22 protein-coding genes and 1 other annotated feature are annotated in these 22,455 nt (G+C 45.1%); of the genes, 11 read left to right on the top strand and 11 right to left on the bottom strand.

Annotated elements, in window-relative coordinates:
- Positions 1 to 13 precede the first annotated feature (13 nt).
- From hisC to AC6R05_RS12260, 6 genes are all read left to right on the top strand, one after another.
- On the top strand, positions 14 to 1,138 hold the full coding sequence (gene hisC / locus AC6R05_RS12235; RefSeq protein WP_500647510.1) for a histidinol-phosphate transaminase: 1,125 nt from the start codon (positions 14 to 16) through the stop codon (positions 1,136 to 1,138).
- 10 nt (positions 1,139 to 1,148) lie between these two features.
- Complete coding sequence (locus AC6R05_RS12240) at positions 1,149 to 1,922, top strand: ABC transporter substrate-binding protein (RefSeq protein WP_152469535.1); 774 nt, start codon at positions 1,149 to 1,151, stop codon at positions 1,920 to 1,922.
- A 270-nt stretch (positions 1,923 to 2,192) separates the two neighbouring features.
- The gene (locus AC6R05_RS12245; protein WP_500647511.1) at positions 2,193 to 3,812 is read left to right on the top strand and encodes a methyl-accepting chemotaxis protein; all 1,620 of its coding nucleotides are present in this window, start codon (positions 2,193 to 2,195) and stop codon (positions 3,810 to 3,812) included.
- A gap of 12 nt (positions 3,813 to 3,824) precedes the next feature.
- Positions 3,825 to 5,075 (top strand): porin family protein, encoded by a 1,251-nt coding sequence (locus AC6R05_RS12250; protein WP_150895057.1) that lies wholly within the window; start codon positions 3,825 to 3,827, stop codon positions 5,073 to 5,075.
- An 11-nt stretch (positions 5,076 to 5,086) separates the two neighbouring features.
- Complete coding sequence (locus AC6R05_RS12255; protein WP_032549323.1) at positions 5,087 to 5,482, top strand: hypothetical protein; 396 nt, start codon at positions 5,087 to 5,089, stop codon at positions 5,480 to 5,482.
- 282 nt (positions 5,483 to 5,764) lie between these two features.
- Positions 5,765 to 6,346 (top strand): TetR/AcrR family transcriptional regulator, encoded by a 582-nt coding sequence (locus AC6R05_RS12260; protein ID WP_500647512.1) that lies wholly within the window; start codon positions 5,765 to 5,767, stop codon positions 6,344 to 6,346.
- Between the two features lie 126 nt (positions 6,347 to 6,472).
- On the opposite strand, the gene AC6R05_RS12265 is transcribed toward AC6R05_RS12260, so the two are convergent.
- Positions 6,473 to 7,672: a dicarboxylate/amino acid:cation symporter gene (locus AC6R05_RS12265; protein WP_500647526.1), complete on the bottom strand. Its 1,200-nt coding sequence runs from the start codon at positions 7,670 to 7,672 to the stop codon at positions 6,473 to 6,475.
- A gap of 530 nt (positions 7,673 to 8,202) precedes the next feature.
- Between AC6R05_RS12265 and AC6R05_RS12270 the strand changes: the two genes are divergently transcribed.
- Both AC6R05_RS12270 and AC6R05_RS12275 read left to right on the top strand, forming a co-directional pair.
- Positions 8,203 to 9,654: an NfeD family protein gene (locus AC6R05_RS12270; RefSeq protein ID WP_500647513.1), complete on the top strand. Its 1,452-nt coding sequence runs from the start codon at positions 8,203 to 8,205 to the stop codon at positions 9,652 to 9,654.
- 66 nt (positions 9,655 to 9,720) lie between these two features.
- The gene (locus AC6R05_RS12275) at positions 9,721 to 10,518 is read left to right on the top strand and encodes a slipin family protein (protein ID WP_500647514.1); all 798 of its coding nucleotides are present in this window, start codon (positions 9,721 to 9,723) and stop codon (positions 10,516 to 10,518) included.
- Positions 10,519 to 10,616: 98 nt separating this feature from the next.
- On the opposite strand, the gene trpA is transcribed toward AC6R05_RS12275, so the two are convergent.
- From trpA to trpL2, 7 genes are all read right to left on the bottom strand, one after another.
- Entirely contained in the window at positions 10,617 to 11,423 is an 807-nt protein-coding gene (trpA, locus tag AC6R05_RS12280) for a tryptophan synthase subunit alpha (protein WP_285403816.1), read from the bottom strand.
- The gene (trpB, locus tag AC6R05_RS12285) at positions 11,423 to 12,613 is read right to left on the bottom strand and encodes a tryptophan synthase subunit beta (RefSeq protein ID WP_032549317.1); all 1,191 of its coding nucleotides are present in this window, start codon (positions 12,611 to 12,613) and stop codon (positions 11,423 to 11,425) included. Before trpB ends, trpA begins: the two co-directional genes overlap by 1 nt.
- A 138-nt stretch (positions 12,614 to 12,751) precedes the next feature.
- Complete coding sequence (trpCF, locus tag AC6R05_RS12290; RefSeq protein ID WP_500647515.1) at positions 12,752 to 14,179, bottom strand: bifunctional indole-3-glycerol-phosphate synthase TrpC/phosphoribosylanthranilate isomerase TrpF; 1,428 nt, start codon at positions 14,177 to 14,179, stop codon at positions 12,752 to 12,754.
- 24 nt (positions 14,180 to 14,203) lie between these two features.
- Positions 14,204 to 15,202: an anthranilate phosphoribosyltransferase gene (gene trpD, locus AC6R05_RS12295; RefSeq protein WP_500647516.1), complete on the bottom strand. Its 999-nt coding sequence runs from the start codon at positions 15,200 to 15,202 to the stop codon at positions 14,204 to 14,206.
- Between the two features lie 9 nt (positions 15,203 to 15,211).
- The gene (locus AC6R05_RS12300; RefSeq protein WP_261903923.1) at positions 15,212 to 15,820 is read right to left on the bottom strand and encodes an aminodeoxychorismate/anthranilate synthase component II; all 609 of its coding nucleotides are present in this window, start codon (positions 15,818 to 15,820) and stop codon (positions 15,212 to 15,214) included.
- Positions 15,821 to 15,822: 2 nt separating this feature from the next.
- Positions 15,823 to 17,418 (bottom strand): anthranilate synthase component 1, encoded by a 1,596-nt coding sequence (locus AC6R05_RS12305; protein ID WP_285403812.1) that lies wholly within the window; start codon positions 17,416 to 17,418, stop codon positions 15,823 to 15,825.
- A gap of 125 nt (positions 17,419 to 17,543) precedes the next feature.
- Positions 17,544 to 17,658: a sequence feature (Trp leader region), on the bottom strand.
- Positions 17,605 to 17,730 carry a tryptophan operon leader peptide gene (trpL2, locus tag AC6R05_RS12310; RefSeq protein ID WP_032549309.1) on the bottom strand — a complete coding sequence of 42 codons (126 nt, stop codon included), beginning with the start codon at positions 17,728 to 17,730 and terminating at the stop codon, positions 17,605 to 17,607. Its footprint overlaps the feature before it by 54 nt.
- Before the next feature lie 118 nt (positions 17,731 to 17,848).
- Between trpL2 and rnm the strand changes: the two genes are divergently transcribed.
- The 3 genes from rnm to rluB all read left to right on the top strand — a co-directional run bounded on the left by rnm (position 17,849) and on the right by rluB (position 20,587).
- The gene (gene rnm / locus AC6R05_RS12315) at positions 17,849 to 18,766 is read left to right on the top strand and encodes an RNase RNM (RefSeq protein WP_500647517.1); all 918 of its coding nucleotides are present in this window, start codon (positions 17,849 to 17,851) and stop codon (positions 18,764 to 18,766) included.
- The gene (locus AC6R05_RS12320) at positions 18,766 to 19,386 is read left to right on the top strand and encodes an L-threonylcarbamoyladenylate synthase (RefSeq protein WP_032549308.1); all 621 of its coding nucleotides are present in this window, start codon (positions 18,766 to 18,768) and stop codon (positions 19,384 to 19,386) included. Before rnm ends, AC6R05_RS12320 begins: the two co-directional genes overlap by 1 nt.
- A 160-nt stretch (positions 19,387 to 19,546) precedes the next feature.
- The gene (gene rluB, locus AC6R05_RS12325; protein WP_032549307.1) at positions 19,547 to 20,587 is read left to right on the top strand and encodes a 23S rRNA pseudouridine(2605) synthase RluB; all 1,041 of its coding nucleotides are present in this window, start codon (positions 19,547 to 19,549) and stop codon (positions 20,585 to 20,587) included.
- A gap of 243 nt (positions 20,588 to 20,830) precedes the next feature.
- Here the strand turns inward: rluB and AC6R05_RS12330 are convergent, their stop codons facing one another.
- From AC6R05_RS12330 to efpL, 3 genes are all read right to left on the bottom strand, one after another.
- Positions 20,831 to 21,313: an RNA methyltransferase gene (locus AC6R05_RS12330; protein WP_500647518.1), complete on the bottom strand. Its 483-nt coding sequence runs from the start codon at positions 21,311 to 21,313 to the stop codon at positions 20,831 to 20,833.
- 98 nt (positions 21,314 to 21,411) lie between these two features.
- Positions 21,412 to 21,741: an HI1450 family dsDNA-mimic protein gene (locus AC6R05_RS12335; protein ID WP_032549305.1), complete on the bottom strand. Its 330-nt coding sequence runs from the start codon at positions 21,739 to 21,741 to the stop codon at positions 21,412 to 21,414.
- 9 nt (positions 21,742 to 21,750) lie between these two features.
- Positions 21,751 to 22,320 carry an elongation factor P-like protein EfpL gene (gene efpL / locus AC6R05_RS12340; protein WP_032549304.1) on the bottom strand — a complete coding sequence of 190 codons (570 nt, stop codon included), beginning with the start codon at positions 22,318 to 22,320 and terminating at the stop codon, positions 21,751 to 21,753.
- Positions 22,321 to 22,455: the final 135 nt, after the last annotated feature.

A 22,455-nucleotide genomic window follows, 5' to 3' on the forward strand; every position in this document is an offset into this window, starting at 1 on the left:
AAAGGAACGCCTCTTGATATCTTTTATCGATAGCTTAGTGCCTCAGGCAGTAAAAAAATTAATACCTTACCAATCGGCGAGAAGAATTGGTGGTGATGGGCGTGTTTGGTTAAATGCAAACGAGTTAGAGAGCTCACTGTTTCCGGGCGAAGTAGGGCATAACCGCTACCCTGACTTTTTGCCGCAAGACATAGCGAAAGCATACCAAGCGTATTGCGAAACGGATGCTGACACGGTTGCGGTGCGTGGAGCGGATGAAGCGATTGATCTATTAATCAGAACATTCTGTAAACCTGCTCAAGACAAGATACTAATTTGCTCTCCAACCTACGCAATGTATGAGTTTTGTGCTGATGCGTTGGCGATTGAAACGCTAGATTCGCCGCTTGAGGAAGATTTCAGCTTAGATATTGCCGACGTGATAAAGAAAGCAGAGTTAGCGAATATCGTTTTCCTTTGTTCACCAAACAACCCAACTGGCAATGTGATCCCTAAATCGGATCTGGTAGAAGTACTTGAAGGTACGCAAGGCAAATCACTCGTGGTAGTTGATGAAGCGTATATTGAGTTTGAACCGCAGACATCAGCCGTAAACCTAATTAAGCGCTATCCACACTTAGTGGTGATTCGCACTTTGTCTAAGGCGTTTGGACTAGCTGCCGTGCGTTGCGGGTTTATCTTGGCTAGCCCAAATGTGATGCAGTATGTCGCGAAGCTGATACCGCCATACCCAATGCCGGATTGCTCATCGCAAATAGTACTAGAGGCACTGTCTGACGAGCGAGTTTCAGCAATGCGAGATTCGACATTAGACTTGGTTGAAGTTCGTAATCGCTTTGCAACTCAATTGGCAGAGTTTGATTTCATTGAGCAAGTTTACCCGTCGTCGACCAACTTTGTGTTGCTGAAGCACAAGCCTGAACACCAACTGTTTAGCGTATTGGCGAAAAATGGCATTGTAACCAGGAATCAACATCATGAACCTGCGTTACGTAATTGCGTTCGCATCAGTATTGGCAGTAAAGAGAGCATGGATGAAGTGATAGCGTCACTGAATCACTACCAGAAAGAATTACGTCAGGGACAACACACTCAGAATACAGAACCTCAACTTCAACTCGATAAAGATCATATCTAGGATGGCAATGATGAAAAAGATACTACTAGGACTCACTTGCGCAGCTGCTCTACTTGGTACCGCCGTACAGGCGAAAGAGGTTCGCTTGGCCTCAGATTTTACCTATCCACCTTTTAACTACAAAAACAGCGACGGTGTGCCTGTTGGGTTCGATATTGAGATAGCCGATGCCTTATGTGAGCAAGCGAAATTGGACTGTACTTGGGTATCGCAAAGCTGGGATTCACTGATTCCCAGCCTATTGGCAAGAAAGTCAGATGTGATTATGGCGTCGATGCGTATTACGGAAGAGCGTAAGCGTAAGATCCTGTTTACGGATAAGTACTATCAAACCCCGGCAGTATTCGTTGCCGCTAAAAGCGCGACATTTGATATTGACCAAGATGGCTTAGCGGGTAAAACCATAGGCGTGCAGCAAGGTACTATTCATGACCGCTACGTGACCGACAAGTTCGGCAGTGTGGCAACCATCAAGCGTTATACTGGCCAAGATGAAGTCTACCTTGATCTTCAGAACGGTCGTCTAGACGTCACGTTTGGTAACTCAGATCAGCTATCACTTGCGTTCCTAGATAAAACAGAAGGAAAGGATTTCGAATTCAAAGGTAAAGCGGTAACCGATAAAGCTTATATCGGTGAAGGCACTGCGCTGGCGTTAAGAAAACAAGATGCAAAATTAGCGGAGCAGTTCAATAATGCCATCGAAGAGATTCGAGCGAACGGCACCTACGATAAGATTGCCGCTAAGTATTTCTCTTTTGATATCTATGGTAGTGATCTGTAAATTTGAAGTATCAAATTTAGAAAACAATTTAAACGATTAATATGTGCATAGTGGAAATGCTAGTAATTTAATATCGAATAATAAACCCCGAGAGCTCAAGTCCTCGGGGTTTTTCTTTGGGTGATGGGTAAGCGAGGCTTTAACAAAATTATAATCATTGATTAAACCTAGTTTGAACATAACGTGTCATTTGTTTAGTGAATCCATTCACTGAAGGAAGTGATCTGACGGTAACATAATTGTCAATTTGCGATAATTAAATAGAACCATATGCTGCTGTCTCGTTATATCAATATAAAAGTACAATTCGTCGTTCTTTTATCAATTATCTCGCTCAGTTTAGCGGCGATAATTACCATCAATGTCTTTATTCACCGTGATAATAGTCAGCGACTCACTCAATTAGAGTTAAGTTATTACCCTGCATTAGAGCATGCCACAAAAATAAACTCTCTGTTGCCAAATGTGCGACAACAATTTGAAGCCGCTGTGATCATGGAAGACGAGCAGGCTATAGATTATGCACGCCAAATATCCGCTGATTTACAAGTCGAAGCAAATAAGGGAGCGATAGTTCTACCTTCACAAGCTGATGCGTTTAATCAATTGTCACTTTCGCTAAAAAAATACACCGAATCTGCATATGCCTTGAGTTTAGATTTTATTAATTTAAATGACTCCTTTGATAGCTTAACGGTTAGGTCGAATAAGCTCAGCGAAGATTATGACTCGTTACTTGCGTTAAGCGACCAGCTACGTGCATCAGCGAGCCAAAATGTCGTTGATACCATTTTGCACTCAGAGAACGCCGCAAATGATGCTGCCCAACAATCAGTTTGGCTTGGTGTTTTCTTTCTCTTGTCTGTTTTTGCTGTCGGTTATGCAATCTTCAAATCTGTTATTAGCTCAATCCTGTTGGTAACCGAAAAAATGCAAGCCATTGCCACAGGTGATGGCGACCTGACGGTCCGAATTGATTACTCAGGCAAAGATGAAATTGCAACCTTAGTGCAAAGCGTTAACCAATTTATTGAAAAGCTTCAAGGGATCATCGCAAGCACTTTGAGTATTGGGCAGGAGCTGGAAGTTGTGAGCGATAAGATTCGCAGTGAATCCCATCAAACCTTGGCGTTAAACAGCACTCAACGTGACCATATTGAAGAAGTGACTGATGCGGTTAACAACATCATCGCTCTCATTGAACAAGTTGTTGGCTTTGCATCACATGCTGATTCACAAGCACAGAAAGCGAATGCAAGTGCGCAAACGGGTACTCAAGTTGTATTGAAAACAAGCCAGGAAATAGAAGAGCTGGCAAGCAACATCCGTGATACGGCAACTAAGTTAAAACAGTTGGACAAGAATGCGAGCAACGTTGGCTCAATCTTGAGCACGATACAAAGCGTTGCGGAGCAAACCAATCTACTCGCACTCAATGCTGCCATTGAAGCCGCTCGAGCGGGGGACCATGGGCGCGGTTTTGCCGTCGTTTCCGATGAGGTACGTGTCCTCGCCAATAATACCCAGCAATCTGCGACAGAGATTAATGCTTTACTCGGTGAACTAAAGTCTGGCTCAAATGCCGCGGTAGGTGCTATGGACCAAGGGCTTGCAAGCTCGTCCCAGGCCGTTGGAGATGCGCAAAACGCAGGAGACTACTTACTCGAAATAAGTGGGCAGGTTGAGGAAATTACCGAACTTAATCGTCAGATAGCGAGTACGACAGAACATCAGGCTCGCGCTTCAAAACAGATTCATACCCATATGGATGATTTTAGACAGTGCTCTCACCAAGTATCTCAGTCTACCGATCAATTAGAAGCTCTGAGTCACCAACTCAGTGACATCGTTACAGAGCTGAGCAAATCCACTTCACAATTCAAAGTATAACGGAGAACAATAATGACTCACTCCCCATTTCGCTTATTGCCTGTGGCAGTAGCGCTTGCGGCGTCGTTCGCAACACAAGCTGCAGATGAGCAAAAATTGGCTGAGCTAGAGAAAAAGGTCGCGATCCTTGAAGCGAAAGAGCAAAACTCAATTGCGGATAAGTTTAGCTTCAATGGCTTTGCGTCTTTAAACATGCAATTAGGTAATCAAAACCACGGCTTCATGAAGTCGGAAAACAAAGTGCGTTTTGATGAAGGTTCTTTGTTCGGTTTGCAAGGTGAGTTCGAAGTTAATGAATCGACTTCTGCGGTTGTTCAAATGGTCGCTCGTGGCAATAAAAAAGAGAACTGGTCTCCAGATGTAGAGTGGGCATTCTTAAGCCACAAAGTGACACCTAATTTGACTGTTCGTGGTGGTAAGTTGCGTTTGCCACTGTTCATGTACTCTGACTACTTAGAAGTTGGTTATGCACAGGTTGGCGTGAGAGTTCCTAACGAAGTATACGGCTCAGTGGTTTTAACCTCTCTCACTGGTGGTGACTTCATTTACGATATGGAACTGGATGACAGTACGCTTTCATTCCAAGGTTTTGCCGGTTCACAAAAGCTATCGGCATCAAAGCACAGCTACAACGCTGATACACAGTTTGATGATATTGCTGGTGGTGTAGTCAATTGGACGGATGACACTTGGACGCTTCGTGCCGTTTACGCACAGTCTGTGATTAGCTCTTCTACGAATTGGAACGAAAACAACCAGTCAGTGCTAAATTCAACGTTTGATGATGACAAAGCTAAGTTCTACGGTGTTGGTGGTCGATACGAAAATGGCAACCTAATGCTGGTTTCTGAAGTGACTCGTACAACGGTTGAAGGTTTTTACTACGACGTTGATGCTGCGTACCTAACAGCGGCGTACCGCTTGGATGAAGTAACGCCATACGTGACAGTTTCACACATGGAAACACAAGACGATGATGAGCGAAACGCAACGGCAGACCGACAGCTTGCAAATCTACTTCAAAATCCAAACAGTGTATCTGCGAGATACGCATATGGCTCAGCAAAAGCATTGGCTGATAAGCTAAATACACAACGCACTACGTACAGTATCGGTGCACGTTGGGACTTCCTTCCAAACATTGCCCTGAAAGGTGACATTAGCTACCTAACTGGTTTTGGCTCCACTTATGGCGGCGTAGCATCGGAATATAAGAACGACGAAAACATTTTGTACACTTTGAAAGTTGACGCTGTATTTTAAGGAAGAGAGTCATGTTGAAAAAAACATTATTAGCCGCTGCTCTTCTTAGCAGTGTAAATGCGTTCGCAGGTATCGTTGTAGTTGGAAGCCCGTCGATGAGCGAGCTTGATGCATCCACAGTTAAGAAGTTGTATTTGGGCAAAGCGAAGTCGCTGCAAATTGAAGCGGTTGACTTGGAAGATGGCCATCCAATGAAAACTGAGTTCCATCAAGCCATTACTCAAAAGACAGAGGCTCAGTTACAAGCATATTGGGCTAAACGAGTATTTACAGGTAAAGGTCAACCACCTAAATCAGTAGGGCAGGAGAGCCTTGCAAAGGACATGGTTGCAAGCTCCTCGAATACCATTGCTTATATTGATGAATCCTTAGTTGATAGTTCAGTTAAAGTGATTTTAAAACTCTAGACTTAAAAGTGGCGCTCAATTTGAGCGCCACTCTTACATTGGCTTACGTTGAAGCAATAGCTCTTACTGAACCCTTACATGGTACTGCAAACTTCTATGTTATTGTTTGTTGGAGTAATTACTCAGCTTTGTTTTGATTACATTTCAAGAGCATTTGTTAAATGTTGCCTCATCATGCAGGTTGCTTAACCGTGTTCTAAATGTTTTTGTTCCATATTGAGATTGTTTATTCGAGTTATAAGATGTGTTGTATATGCAAACAAGCGGGTGGAATATAATCTGATGCCTAATGAAAAAAGAGAAGAAATATTAAGTGCAGCAGAAAAGCTATTTATTTGTCAGCCTTATAATAAAGTATCTATTCGCTCTATTGCTAAATCTGCAGGAGTGAGTCCTGCGTTAATTCTCTATTACTTTAATAATAAAGAGCAATTATTTGATCAGCTCATCGAAGAGCATACCCATCGTTTTGAAAAGCAGTTTTCCAAATATCAAAGAGTAGAAGGGGTACAGTTACAGCAGTTAATCTCTGAGCTAATTGATTTTTGGGAAAGCGCACCCAATATATTTTTATTCTTTACCCTTGGTGGCAGTTCATTTAATCACGATAATGTACAAAGATTAAAAGAATCTAAGTTCGGTTTCACCTATCACAAAACTCTTGAAAACCTCCTTTATTTAGTTGATGGCTGTAACGAATCGAATTTTCACTACTACCAAATGTTGATGAACTCACTGGTTTCTCAACCCTATTTAGAATCGAGGCAGAAAAAATATAACTCTGACCGTTCTACCTTTAACTTAAACCAATATCAGGAAGTAATAGCAAGCTTACTCAAGACCGAAAGTAGCCATCCATATTGAGTTGCTTTATACGTTACTTCGAGATAATCGGAAGCAAAGCAGTTTAAGCCTTTTCAACTATTTACTTCCCTTAGAACAAAAAAAGCCACTCATAGAGTGGCTTTTTGCTTATCGATGGAATCGAAATTACGCTTGCTGCTTCTGTAGCTCAGCTTCGTTCTCTTCGTCTTTGATCAGTGAGTCAACGATAACCGCACACGCTGCATCACCAGTGATGTTCAGTGCTGTACGAATCATGTCGAAGATACGGTCAAGTGCGAACAGTAGTGGTAGACCTTCGATTGGAATACCTGCTGCTAGCAGAACGGCTACAACTAGGAATGATGGACCTGGAACACCCGCTTGGCCTACAGCACCAAGAGTTGATGTTACGATGATTGCGATGTACGCGCCCATTGATAGGTCGATGTTGAATAGTTGTGCAAAGAAGATAGCAACTAGACCGTAGTAAATAGCATTACCACTCATATTGATTGTTGCACCAAGTGGCAGAACAAATGAAGCAGTAGAGTTTCTTACACCTAGCTCATTCTCAACTGTATCCATTGTTACTGGAAGTGTTGCCATAGAAGAGGCTGTTGAAAGTGCAACGGCTTGAGGCTTCTTCATTGCTGTCAGGAATTTCTTCGCTGATGTCTTTGTGAAGATTTGAATCATCAGTGGGTACGCAACGAAGCCGAATACTAGGATTGCAGCTACGTAAACAACGAACAGTTTGAATACAACCATTAGTGCGCCAAAACCGAACGTACCTACCGCTTCAGCCATCAGACCAAATACGCCAAGAGGAGCGATGATCATGACTTTGTTGATCATCCAAACCATAGCGTCAACGATAGCGTTTACACCGTTGATGATTGGATCACGCTTCTCTTTTGCTTGCTTAGAGATTGCGATACCAAAGAATAGGCAGAATACTAGGATCTGAAGGATGTTTGCTTCGTTTAAAGACTGGAAAACGTTGGTTGGGATCATACCAGTGATGGTAGCCCAGAAAGTTGGAAGTTCGCCTTTCGATGCATATTCAGATGAGAACATACCTTCAACACCAGAAACGTCGATACCGCGTCCTGGTTCGAATACTTCACCCATGATCAATGCAAGGGCAACAGCCAGTGCAGAAGTCAGTGCAAAGTAACCTAGAGTAGTGATACCTACTTTACCCGCTGATGAGCTATTGCCTAAGCCTGCCGCACCTGAGATCAGTGCAACGGCTACCAATGGGATAACCAGCATCTTGATTAAATTGATAAAGATCGCACCTAGAGGAGCGAACATCGTTGCGCTCTCGCCCATCATGGCACCCACTACAGTACCCACGATCATAGCAATAACGACTTGAATGCCGATATTGCCTAGTAAACTCTTTTCTTTTAACACTTCCGTTACCTCTGTGCTACAAAATGTAAAATTCCTAGAACTACATGCCAATGTACGTCGTACCATTGGATGAATATTTCGTGATGAGTTTTACACTTATCTGTTACATTTATCAATATGAGCAGAGACGAAAATGCATCAAAAAACGTGACATTAATGTTATTTGGCGATCTTTTGCTCCAAGGCAAACGTTTGCTTTGGTTTTTTGATGTGGTGTTATTTGTTTAATTTATAAAAACCTGACTCCTGTGTGTTTTGTGAATACTTTCAGGTTGAGGATGTTAATACACAGTCTTTAACATTTGCGTTTCATTTGTGCGCTTTTTTTAAGCGTTCTAGTGTGGATCGAGATTAGTATGTTTGTTGTGCGAAATTTAGCCTGAACTATGCTTTAGGTATCGAGTTATTACCAAGATGTTACCTCTGCGCTTTAAAATAAAACGTCTATCTAGCATCTCAGTTGTAAGGAGAGAGGCATGGCTTTTATATTGAAGTGCCTGTTTGCGTTTCTTCTGCTGTTCAGCTCTGCAAATTCTCAAGCCGACGATGTTTGGGTCATAGAGGTGAATGGAGGGATAGGTCCGGCGACCAGCGATTATCTCACGAGAGAAATAGAACAAGCTCATGATGAGCAAGCTAAGCTCGTCATATTAAAAATAAATACGCCCGGCGGGTTGGATTCGTCGATGCGTGACATCATTCGCTCCATCACTACATCACCGGTTCCTATCGCGACTTGGGTTGGGCCTGCAGGCTCGCGAGCCGCTAGTGCTGGCACTTATATCTTACTCGCCAGTCACATCGCCTCTATGGCTCCCGGAACCAATTTAGGCGCTGCAACACCCGTCTCGCTTGGGGGAGGGAAAGCACCTTCCGATCCTTTGTCTCCGCAAGACGACTCTAATAAAGATGAAAAATCGAAACCGAGTGAGCAGGACGATACTAAGCAAGAGAGCCCTGACCAAGTAAAAGCAACCACTGCGATGGAGAAAAAAGTCATCAACGATGCTGCAGCTTACATCGTCAGCTTGGCGAAACTGCACAATCGCAATGAAGAGTGGGCCGAAAAAGCGGTAAGAGAAGCGGCTAGCTTGGACTCAGAAAATGCACTTGAGCTAAATGTGATTGATTTCATCGCGAGCGATTTACAGCAGTTGGTTGAGATGACCAATGGACGCACTGTTATCATCAATGGCATCAATCAGGAAATTCAGCTCAATCAGGTCGCCTTTGTAGAGCGGGAGCAAGATTGGCGTTTCAGTCTGCTGTCAGTGATCACCAATCCTAACGTTGCCTACATTCTTATGCTCATCGGTATTTACGGCTTACTTCTTGAATTTTATAACCCTGGAGTCGGTCTACCGGGTGTGCTTGGTGGTATCTGTTTGCTGTTAGCGATGTATTCATTGCAAATGCTGCCTGTTAGTTACGCTGGCCTTGCACTAATACTGCTTGGGATCGCCCTGATGATTGCTGAAGCTTTCAGTCCAAGCTTCGGCATTTTCGGTTTAGGGGGAGTAGCGGCGTTTTCACTCGGTTCAATCATGTTGATGGATACCGAAGTGCCCGGCTATCAAATCGCTCTACCATTAATCATTGGCATCAGCTTGTTCTCTGTCGGCTTTATTGTTGTGACGATATCCATGTTGGTTCGTGTGAGAAATCAGCGAGTGACGACGGGGATGGAAGCGGTAGTAGGTGGAACAGGTAAAGTGGTCAGCGGTTTTCCCGGAGCTGGTAGGGTTTTGGTTGAAGGCGAAATCTGGCAAGCCAAATGTACCGATAAGCTGCAAGCTGGACAAAGTATCAGAGTGACTAAGCTAACAGGTCTTTCGTTAGATGTTGAAGCGCTAGATGTTGAAGCGCTAGATGACGAAACAGTTGATATCGAAGATCATGTCGGTGGATCATCGACTCGGTCTAAATAGGTGAAATGGGTGGAGAGATGACCCAATGAAATCTCCTTAGTTATCGTTACCAGTAAGGGGGCGGTTATGTTTATACACACGATAGGTATTGTGGTTGTGCTCGTTATTTTGTTGATAGCTAGCATGTTCAAAGTGCTGCGCGAGTACGAGCGTGCAGTGGTGTTTTTCTTAGGGCGTTTTTATCGAGTGAAAGGGCCAGGTCTGATCGTCATCATTCCTTTTATCCAACAAATCGTGCGAGTCGACTTACGTACCATAGTCTTAGATGTACCCACACAAGACTTAATCACCAGAGATAACGTGTCGGTGAAAGTGAACGCTGTGGTCTATTTCCGAGTGCTTGACCCTAAGATGGCGATCAACAATGTCGAGAATTATCTTGAGGCGACCAGTCAGCTCTCTCAAACTACGCTGCGCTCGGTGCTGGGTCAGCATGAGCTGGATGAGCTTTTGTCAGAGCGTGAAGAGCTCAATAAAGACTTACAAGCGATACTGGATCAGCACACTGATAACTGGGGTATTAAAATCGCCAATGTTGAAATTAAACATGTCGACCTTGATGACAGTATGGTTCGAGCACTCGCTAAACAAGCAGAAGCAGAGCGTTCTCGCCGTGCTAAGGTGATACATGCAACGGGTGAGCTAGAAGCGTCGACTAAATTACAAGAAGCAGCGGATGTACTGAACAAGTCACCGAATGCGATTCAATTGCGATATATGCAGACGCTAACAGAAGTGGCGAACGAGAGGACCACCACGATTGTATTCCCAATGCCGGTCGACTTGGTAGATAAGATAACAGATCCCATCAAGGCAACATTGAACGAAGCCGCTATTAAGAAAGCGATGAAGAGTGATGATTAGTTGTCAACTTTCTAAGTAATAAAAAAAGCGCCCAAACTCAGGCGCTTTCTGTTACTTAAAGTGGCTCTAATCACCTTTGGCGAATGCTTTGTTGGCGATTACTTTTGCGTTGCCGCCTTCATTGGAGCAATGAAGTCAGCCAGTTTATCAAGCATGATTTGTGGCTGTTCTACGTTTTGTTCGATGATCTTAACGACAGCAGAACCAGAGATAGCACCCGCAGCGCCTGCTTCAATCGCTTCTTTCACTTGCTCAGGTGCTGAAATACCAAAACCTAATAGCGCTGGTGGCGCGTTGAATTGGTTTAGGCGATCAAGCATGTGTCCAACAGGCATGTTTGCTTTTGTCTCTGCACCTGTAACACCGGCACGAGAAAGTAGGTAAGTGTAACCACCGCCAAGCTCAGCAACTTGCTTCAATGTTTCATCGCTTGCTGTTGGTGGTGCGATGAAGATTGGATGGATACCGAACTTCTCAGCAGCCGCAACAAACTCTGCGCTCTCGTTAGTTGGAACGTCAGCAATCAGAACAGAATCGATACCAGCTTTAGAACAGCGCTCGTAGAAGTCTTCAATACCGCGTGAGTACACAAGGTTTGCATACATTAGAAGGCCAATCGGCAGTTCTGGGTATTTCGCGCGAATCTTACCAATCTGCTCAAAACAGATATCAGGAGTTGCGCCTGAATCCAGAGCACGGATGTTGGCACCTTGGATAGTTGGACCATCTGCTAGCGGATCAGAGAATGGAATACCCAGTTCTAGTGCATCGGCACCAGCTTCAACTAGGGTTTCCATGATTTTGTAAGACTGCTCTGCGTTTGGATCGCAAACCGTTACGAACGGTACAAATGCGCCTTGGTTTTTCTCGTTTAGGCGCGTAAACATCTTCTCATAACGGTTCATTAGATAGCTCCTTTTTCTTCTAAGATGGCGTGTACGGTGAAGATGTCTTTGTCACCACGACCTGATAGGTTTACAACCAATAGTTGCTCTTTTTCTGGGTTCTCACGAGCCATTTTCAGTGCGTGTGCAACAGCGTGAGAAGACTCAAGTGCAGGGATGATACCTTCGTTGCGCGCGATTTCTTGGAAAGCTTCTAGTGCTTCATCATCGGTCACGTTGTCGTATTCTGCACGGCCAATTGCATTAAGGTGTGCGTGCTGAGGACCAACAGAAGGGAAGTCTAGACCTGCTGATACAGAGTAAGACTCTTCAACTTGACCGTTAGGGTCTTGCATTAGCGGCGCCTTCATACCAAAGAAGATGCCCGTTTTACCATGCTTAAGCGGTGCACCGTGCTGGTCAGTATCGATACCTTTACCCGCTGGCTCAACACCGATTAGGCGAACACTCTCTTCTTCGATGAAATCAGCAAACATACCGATTGCGTTTGAACCACCACCTACACAAGCGATAACTGCGTCAGGCAGGCGACCTTCACGAGCTAGAATTTGGTTCTTAGTCTCTTCGCCAATCATGCGTTGGAAATCACGAACGATGGTTGGGAATGGGTGAGGACCAGCTGCTGTACCCAGTAGGTAGTGCGCGTCTTCATATGTTGCTGACCAGTCACGTAGCGCTTCGTTACACGCATCTTTTAGCGTTGCAGAGCCAGAGTGCACAGGGATAACCTCTGCGCCCATTAGCTTCATACGGAATACGTTCGGGCTCTGACGTTCAACGTCTTTTGCACCCATGTATACACGACACTTAAGGCCAAGCAGTGCACAAGCCAGAGCCGTTGCCACACCGTGTTGACCTGCGCCAGTTTCAGCGATGATCTCTTCTTTACCCATACGCTTTGCAAGCAGAGCTTGACCAAGCACTTGGTTGGTTTTGTGCGCGCCACCGTGCAGTAAGTCTTCACGCTTTAGGTAAAGCTTGGTTTTAGTGCCTTTCGTTAGGTTGCGAGTTAGTGTCAGTGCCGTTGGACGACCTGCGTACTCTTGAAGCAGCGTCATGAACTCACTGCGGAATTCTGGATCCGCTTGAGCGTCGATAAACGCTTGTTCCAGTTGCTCTAGGGCTGGCACTAGAATCTGTGGTACGTATTGACCACCGTATTCACCAAAGTAGGCATCAAGTTTAGCCATCGTGTTATTCCTTCAATTTGCTTGGTATGTCTGGATACCAATGTCTTTAATCTTGTAGAGCACCTCATTGCGATGCTCTGAAATAGGGTCTGTAGACTGTCTACAGTGAATCATCTGTTCTTAAGTTGGGCTAGTCGCTCAGTATTGGCGAATGGCAGCAAACGCTTTGTTGAGTTTGTCTGCATCTTTCTTACCCGGAGCACTCTCAACACCTGAGTTAAGGTCGAGCCCTAAACAGCCTAAAGTGGCTGCTTGCTGTGTATTATCTGGGTTCAAACCACCCGCTAACATCACAGAGCTCTGATCGTTGATCAGCTGCCAGTCGAAGACTTGACCTGTCCCACCAGTCTGAGAGCCTACTTTTGCATCAAGCAGGTGGCGAGACACATTGCTTTCTAACAGCGTAGGCAGCGAATCTTCAACGCCGTAAGCTTTCCAAATCTCTACTTGTTCTGGTAGCTGATTTGCAAGTTCAGTCACGTACTGTTGTGATTCTTCACCATGAAGCTGAACACCGTGTAAACCAAGCTCTTTCACGGCTTTGATAACGCTAGCTTGGTCATGGTTTTGGAATACGCCAATGTACTTAAGCGGTGCACCACTCATGGTCAAGCGTGCTGCTTCTAGGTCAACACAACGCTTAGACGCCTCAACAAAAATTAGACCACCGAATACCGCGCCGGCTTGGTAAGCTTTAGCTGCATCGTCAGGGTGAGTTAAGCCACAAACTTTGTTTTCACCCAATGTTACTTTGCGAACGGCAAGCTCTAGATTCTCTTCTGCCATCAATGAGCTACCGATAAGGAAGCCGTCTGCAAATGTCGCTAAGTCACGCACTTGCTGATGAGTGTAGATACCAGACTCTGATATTACGACTGCGTTTGGTGCTAACTCACGAAGTAGAGGTGCCAGCTCTTTGGTACGGTTCAGATCTGTGCTTAGGTCACGAAGGTTACGGTTGTTGATGCCAATCACTTTCGCGTCTAATCCGACAGCACGGTGCAGCTCTTCTTCGTTACTAACCTCTGTTAGCACGCCCATGCCTAATGAGTGAGCAACTTCAGCGAGAGTACGGTACTCATCATCGTTTAGTACAGATAGCATCAGTAGGATAGCGTCTGCCGAGTAGTGACGAGCTAAGTAAACCTGATACGTGTCGACCATGAAGTCTTTACATAGGATTGGTTGCTTAGCGATGCTGCGTACTTTAGGCAAAAATTCGAAATCTCCTTGGAAGTACTTCTCGTCAGTCAGCACCGAAATCGCGTTTGCATGGTTATTGTAAACCGATGCAATGTATTCAAGATCGAAGTCATCACGAATCAAGCCTTTAGAAGGAGACGCCTTTTTACACTCGGTGATGAATACGGTTTGCTCTTGGCTTAGTGCATCGTAGAAGCTGCGGTCTGAAGCGATTAGCGCATCTTTGAACTCATTTAGCGGTTGCTGCTTTTTACGCGCTTCAACCCATTGATACTTGTCGCGAACAATTTTTGCTAATACTTCTGCCATTTCTGCTTCTTTTACAGAAACGTGAGTCGATAACTTATCGTTTGTCTGTGTCATCTTTGTAGTCTCAAATCTTGTTCGTTATGCGTGGTCGGCAAGTTGCTGTACAAGCTCATACGCTTTGCCAGAGTTCATTGCTTCCATTGCCTTCGCTACGTTGGCTTTTAGATCTTCATGACCAAATAGACGCATCAGTAGAGCAACGTTAACCGCTACTGCACCCGTCTGAGCTTCAGTCCCTTTACCTGTTAGGATATTTGTGGTGATAGCTTTGTTCTCGTCTGGCGTACCGCCTTTGATTGCTTCTAGCGGATGCTGATTGAGGCCGAAATCTTCAGGAGACACAATGTATTCATGAATCTGACCATCTTTGATCTCTGCAACGATGGTTTCACCGTGAATTGCAACTTCATCTAGACCACTGCCGTGAACCACAGCTGCACGCTTCATACCCATTTGCAGCATGGTTTCAGCGATAGGGCGCACTAGCTCTTTGCTGTAAACACCCATAAGTTCAATGTTAGGGCGTGCAGGGTTAATTAGTGGACCAAGGATGTTAAAAATGGTGCGAGTTTTCATTGTTTGACGTACTGGCATCGCGTGACGTACACCACCGTGGTATTGCGGTGCAAATAGGAAAGCAACGCCAAGCTTATCAACGGCAGAGCGAGTGTCTTCTGCGCTCATCGCTAGGTTGATACCAAACTTATCAAGAAGATCCGATGAACCCGATTTGCTTGATACGCTGCGGTTACCGTGTTTTGCGATTTTTAGACCACAAGCCGCTGCAACGAAAGCAGAAGTTGTAGAGATGTTGATCGTGTCATGACCATCACCACCTGTACCTACGATATCTGCAAAGTCGTAATCAGGGCGTGGGAAAGGGTTAGCGTTTGCTAGCAGTGCTTTCGCTGCGCCTGCGATCTCTTCAGGTGTCTCGCCCTTAATTTTTAGTGCAGTCAGTACTGACGCCATCAAAATAGGGTCAAGTTCGCCTTTAATGATGATGTCGAAAAGCTGTTGGCTTTCTTCTTGAGTAAGAGGTTGTTGGTCGTAAAGCTTATTAATAATCTGTTCCATGATCGTGTCCTATTTTCCATTCTTCTCAAGAGTTGTGTTCTTTTCTAAAGCCCATTCAATGGCGTTCGCCAATAGAGTTGCGCCGTATGTTGTCATGATGGATTCAGGGTGGAATTGGAAACCACACACCTTGTCTTGCTCTTGAACCACCGACATCACCAAATCATCCACTTCAGCGGTAATCGTTAGGCTTTCCGGTACGTGAGTCGCAACCAAAGAGTGGTAACGTGCAATCGCAAGTGGCGAAGGTAGGCCATGGTAAGTGGCATGATTGTCGTGTTCCATCATAGACACCTTACCATGAATGATTTCGCCAGCGCCTGCAACTGTACCGCCATACGCTTCAACAATCGCTTGGTGACCAAGACAAATACCAATCATAGGGACTTTGCCTTTGAGGCGTTGAATCAGCTCTGGCATGCAACCCGCGTCAGCAGGAGCACCTGGACCTGGAGACAGCAACGCAACTGGGTTTTCTAGCTCATTAATCGCTGCTTCTACCGCTTCCGCAGGAATGTTATTACGGTAGATCTTCACGTTGTGGCCTAGTGAACGGAACTGGTCTACTAGGTTGTAAGTGAACGAGTCAAAGTTATCAATAAATACGATATCAGCCATGATTAAGACTCCTGCTTGCTAGAGGTTGGCTTAGATGCAGTGTGTGCTGCTTGAATAGCAGAGATGACTGCCTGAGCTTTACCACGAGTTTCATCGGCTTCTGCTTGTGGGTCTGAATCGAATACCACACCTGCGCCAGCTTGAACTTGAGCAATACCGTTTTCAACGTAAGCTGAGCGAATCACGATACAAGTATCTAGAGTGCCTTCACCCGTTAGGTAGCCTACTGCGCCGCCATAGCTGCCACGACGAGTCTGTTCAACATCACGAATCAGCTGCATTGCACGAATCTTAGGTGCGCCTGTTAGCGTGCCCATGTTCATACAAGCTTGGTAAGCGTGCAGAGCATCAAGGTCTTCACGAAGTTGGCCTACAACGCGAGAAACGAGGTGCATTACGTGGCTGTAACGGTCTACTTTCAATAGGTCTGCTACGTGGCGAGTGCCTGCTTCAGAGATACGTGCAACGTCGTTTCGCGCTAGGTCAACCAGCATCATGTGCTCAGCGTTCTCTTTTTTATCGGTGCGCAGCTCTAATTCAATGCGGCTATCTAGGTCGAAGTCGATTTGACCGTTCGGACGCTTACCTCGACGGCGAGTACCGGCGATAGGGTAGATTTCTACTTGATTAGTCTCTTTCTCGTATTTCAGAGCACTCTCTGGTGAAGCACCGAACAGAGTAAACAGCTCATCTTGCATGTAGAACATGTAAGGGCTTGGGTTGCTCTGTTTTAGCTCTTTGTACGCTGCTAGTGGTGCAGGACAAGGAAGAGTAAAGCGACGAGAAGGAACCACTTGGAATACATCGCCTTTTACCACGTACTCTTTTAGGTCACGAACCGTCTGGCAAAAATCTTCGTCAGAAACACTTGGTACAGCTTCAACGTTATCAAGCGGAGTGACTTCTGCAATCTCTTTGAGTGATTGGCATTGAGTTTGGATATCCGCTAAACGTTCAGTCAGGCGAGTTTTGATTGTTTGATCTTCTGAGAAAACGCTCGCATGAAGCAGACCTTCGTTCTGTTGATGGTCAAAACGAAGTAGCGTTTCAGCCACGTAGAAGACAAAGTCAGGGCAGTTATTAGTCGCTTCTGCATCGCCAAGTGGCTCGAAGTTTGCCACGATGTCGTATGCAAATAGACCCGCCATGAAAAGCGCGTGCTTGTTGTCTGGGTCTTGTGTAAAGCTGTGCTGAACTAAACGAAGTGCATCGAATGAAGAAGCTTCTCTTAGGCGAGAGTCTTCGTCTAGGTTAATGCTTGGTTGAGTAAAGGTCAGAGTCAGTACATTGTCTTTCAGTTCAGATTCAATGTCTGATTTCACGTTCGCATTTAGGTGTTCGATCAGATGTTGACCGTTATCTGTCAGAGCTTGGAAAGTGACCTGATGGCCTTCGCATACGATACGCACGGCAGAATCGATAAGCAGTAGGCTAGTGAGGTTTTGTTTAGACTCAATCTCAGCAGATTCTAGCAACAAGCTGTCTGTTTTATTTTCACACAATGTGTGGAACACGCTTGTTGGATCTTGCGAGTAAGGAACTGTCGCATTGATGACATCAATAGTTCCCAGCTTTTTGATTTCAATGGCCTTGTTCACAAGACCTCCTTTATGATTCTTTAAATTTCCTGCCGTACATAGTCGCATAAAGATACCGTTCGCCCAATCTAGAATCTGGTCAATTCGTTGATTTGTTAGTCAGTTGAATGTGAGATGTCCGACAAATTAAAAAGCCCGCTATGAAAGCGGGCTTAGTGATAAACTTTTTATAAACAATCTGTTTAATTAGAAGTACACGTTAGCCCACCAAGAACCTGTCCAAGTGCGCCACCAATTAAGCTCTGAACTTGCTTCTACTGAAGAAAGTTCTAAAACTTTATCTTTATGGTGCTGGTTAAATTCTTGTAACATAGTGAGCCTATAAATAAAGGTACTTCGTATTTGTGTACTAGTTAACTAGTTCAAGGCTCGCAAGTCAAGCCCAATAAAGCAAATATCGTGTTAAATGCAAAAATAATGAACAGAAAATATGAGAATTGATCTACATAGCCATACCACAGCTTCAGATGGTCGACTTACACCACCTGAACTGATTGACCGTGCGTTGAGCTTCAATATTGAAGTTCTGGCTATTACCGATCATGACACAGTTGATGCCCTTGATGAGGCGCATCGTTATATCCTTGATAATAAGCTGCCAATTCAATTGATTAACGGTATCGAAATTTCAACCGTTTGGCAGAACAAAGACATCCATATTGTTGGTTTGAATGTCGACCCAGAATCACCAGAACTCAGTGCGTTAATTGACCAGCAGAAACAGCATCGTATTGGCAGAGCGGAGCTGATCGCCCAGCGACTGGAAAAAGCGACGCGCGAAGGTGTGTTAGAAGAAGTGAAAGCGATTGCCGGTGATGCGCCTATTACCCGAGCTCACTTTGCTAAGTGGCTGGTTGACAATGGCTACGCGAAGACCATGCAGCAAGTGTTTAAGAAGTTCTTAACGCGCAATAACCCGGGCTATGTGCCACCAACATGGTGCAGCATGAGTGATGCGGTGACGGCAATTCATGCGGCTGGTGGGCAAGCGGTACTTGCTCATCCGGGGCGCTATGGTTTTACCGCTAAGTGGGTGAAACGTCTATTGACTGCATTTGTTGAAGCAAATGGTGACGCGATGGAAGTGGCTCAACCGCAGCAGGCGCAACAAGAAAGACGCACTCTTGCGGATTATGCTATACAATACAAACTATTAGCCTCTCAAGGCAGTGATTTTCATTACCCATCTCCTTGGATGGAGTTAGGGCGCAATCTTTGGCTGCCTTCTGGAGTCGAAGAAGTATGGAAAGATTGGGAGTTTCAAACGTTTTCGTCATCTGAAACATTACCAGACGAACAAGCTCCTTCTGAAGATAGAGTCGAGAGACTCGATAATGAGGAAAAATAATGAGCCAGTTTTTTTATGTACACCCAGATAACCCACAAGCTCGTTTGATTAATCAAGCGGTTGCTATTGTCCGTAATGGCGGTGTTGTGGTTTATCCAACAGACTCGGGTTATGCTCTTGGCTGTCAGCTTGAAAACAAACAAGCATTAGATCGTATCTGTCAGATTCGTAAAATCGATGATAAGCATAACTTCACGTTGCTTTGTCGCGATCTTTCTGAGCTTTCTCTTTATGCACGTGTTGATAACACGGCATTTCGTCTATTAAAAGCTCACACGCCGGGCCCTTACACGTTCATCTTTAAAGGAACGAAAGAGGTGCCACGTCGGCTAATGAACTCGAAGAGAAAAACCATTGGTATTCGTGTTCCGGATAACAAGATTGCACTCGATCTATTGGAAGCACTGGGCGAACCTTTGATGTCAACGTCTTTGATTCTACCGGGTAACGAGACAACGGAATCTGATCCTGAAGAGATCCGTGATCGTCTAGAACATGCAGTTGACGTAATTCTTAATGGCGGTTACTTAGGTGAGCAACCAACCACGGTAGTTGACTTTAGCGATGATGATCCAGTAGTCGTTCGTGTTGGTTCAGGCGATCCAGAACCGTTCGAGTAACCCTGAAACTCGTTCACATCATGTTACTGTGCATTCGACGGTAATGTGTAAATAACGAGTGATTTTTCAAAGGTTCTTTGCGATAATGCGCGACCGCGATTTTGGTCGCGTATATTTCATTCGACGTCTGTGAAGACGACAATTAGGTAGAAAAGAGTAAATGAGCGAAAAATTACAGAAGGTTTTAGCGCGAGCTGGTCACGGCTCTCGTCGTGAGCTGGAAGCTTTAATCAGAGCAGGTCGTGTAAGCGTTAACGGCCAAGTCGCGAAATTGGGTGAGCGTCTAGAAGACGAAAACTCAGTGATTCGTATTGATGGTCACACTGTATCAGGTAAAGCGTCTGAAGAAGTGGTTTGTCGCGTACTTGCTTACTACAAGCCAGAAGGTGAGCTTTGTACTCGCCATGACCCAGAAGGTCGTCGTACTGTGTTTGATCGTCTACCTAAAATCCGCGGTTCACGTTGGATCTCGGTAGGTCGTCTTGATGCGAATACATCAGGTCTTCTACTTTTCACAACTGATGGTGAGCTAGCAAACCGTCTAATGCACCCAAGCCGTCAAGTTGAGCGTGAGTACCTAGTACGTGTGTTCGGTGAAGTGACTGAACAGAAGGTTAAGAACCTAGTACGCGGTGTTGAGCTAGAAGATGGCATGGCACGTTTCGAAGACGTCGTTTACGCTGGTGGCGAAGGTATGAACCATACTTTCTACGTAGCGATTAACGAAGGTCGTAACCGTGAGGTTCGTCGTCTTTGGGAATCACAAGAAACGACAGTGAGCCGTCTAAAGCGTGTTCGTTACGGTGATATCTATCTAGACAAGAAACTGCCTCGTGGCGGTTGGAAAGAGCTCGATCTTCAAGAGGTAAACTACCTACGTCAACTGGTAGAGCTTAAGCCTGAGAAAGAGACGCTACTAGATCTTGACCCTTCGAATACATCACGTAAACGTGAGCGTTCTCGTAGCCAGAAGATTCGTCGTGCTGTTAAGCGTCACGAAGAGCGTGCAAACGCACCAAAAGGCCGTAGCAACCAGCCTAAGCGTAAGAAGCCAGCAACTCGCGGCACCACAACGCCAGATGCAGGTCGCAGCGCACCGAGCAGCAAGGGTAAGCCAAGCAACTCTCGTTCAGGAAATGGTTCTCGTGGCAACAACACGAACCGCCCTAACAAGCCAGCTAAGCCAAGAACTCGTCAATAATTAACGACTTCTTTTGAATACTAAAAAACCTGCTAACTTAGCAGGTTTTTTTACGTCCAAAAGAAGGGGAAGATGCGAGATGAGAGTAATCGAGTAGCGAAAAGCGCTGCAGTGATCAACTGTCTTGTGTTTTACGCTTTTCTTGCTTTGATTTCGTGAAGCTATAAATCTCTTCGTATCTCGTATCTCGTATCTCGTATCTCGTATCTCGTATCTCGTATCTCGTATCTCGTATCTCATTTTCTATTTATGATTCGAGAAGTTATCGCCTTTCGCCAATCGATCGTACAGCACCACGTTCACCGCTGCGGCTAAGTTCATACAACCATTGGTTGGAACGTAAATCGTCTCGCGACAGAAATCGGTGATCTCTTTCTTCAATGTACCGTCTTCAGGGCCGAAAATGTAGAACGCGCGAGGAGGGTGCTTGTATTCAGGCAGAGGCTTAGCGCCTTCAATCAAATCAACAGCAACGGGTACGCATCCTACAGGAATAATGTCTTTTAGGTCTTCAACACCAATCAACGGAAGTTCTAAGTGCTTCTCTTTAGTATCGGTATGGAATTGACGTGCGTGGTCGTAGCGCGTACCTGTATAGAACACAGAATTTGCGCCGTAACAGCCTGCTGCACGCATAACCGAGCCTACGTTTTCTGGTGTTTTTGGGTTTACCAAGCCAATACAGGCATAGCCTTTTGACTGAGTATCAGTTTTTGCTTTGGTCATAATTGGTAATGGTGAAATCGGTGACAAAAATTAGCCGAGCATAGAGCCCGGCTAAGATATTGGTGTGCTCATTGAATAGAGCAGCACAAGCTTAAGTTCTAGTCACGCTTCCACAGCATGTGGCAGAACTTATGGTCTGGGTCGCGGCTGATCAGCATACGCGCGAAAACGTCATCTAAAACGTCGTCTTCTTCGTTTACTAGACCAATGCGAATTTCAGCGTAGATCTCTTTGTCGACTTCAAAGCCAACATGACCGACCCAATCGTCACCCGTTTCAACAAGTTCAGCAGCGCCGCGATCTTCGAACTGTGCAGTGAATAGAATCACGTCTGCAGGCTCTAGGTTATCCGGTGCCATCTCTAGGAAGATGTCGTATGCAGTGTCGATTGCATCATCATAAGACATTAAGTCATTAGCTTCAGTCATATCAGTATCTTAGCTTGCGCGGTTCATGTATTTACGTTCAGCAGTGTTGATCACAACTTTATCACCCGTTGCGATGTACTCTGGAACTTGAACGGTTAGGCCTGTTGCGAAACGAGCTGGCTTAGTACGAGCAGATGCAGAAGCGCCTTTGATTGACGGGTCTGTCTCTTCGATAACAAGCTCAACAGAAGTTGGAAGCTCAAGTGTTGCAGCGTTACCATCGATTAGGATTGCGTACATACCTTGAGTTTCTTCGTTGATGAATAGAAGCTCGTCTTCGATCATCTCGCCGTTAAAGATGTACTGCGTATAATCTTCGTTGTCCATGAAGATGTACTCGTTGCCATCAACGTAAGAGAACATTACAGCGCGCTTAGTCACATCGATAGTTTCAACGATTTCGTCAGCCTTATGGCGAACTTCAGCTTTTACGCCTGTTGCTACGTCGTTACCACGGAAACGGTAGATCTTTTGACCACCACGACCGCCTGGTGTTGTGATTTCGATATCTTTAACTAGAAGCGTTTTGCCATCTACGTCGATCGCAAAACCTTTTTTAATTTCACTTGCTCTAGGCATTTTGTGTTTATCCTTATTGGTTCTATCCGCTGATTATATCTCGGAGAACCTATAAATAGGAATAGCTTGAATCATAAAGTCTCCTAAGCGATCATAGAGAAATAGTTAAATCATTCAATTTATTGACGAACTCAC

It is taken from the genome of Vibrio sp. R11-SG3-ISO9, assembly GCF_059834255.1.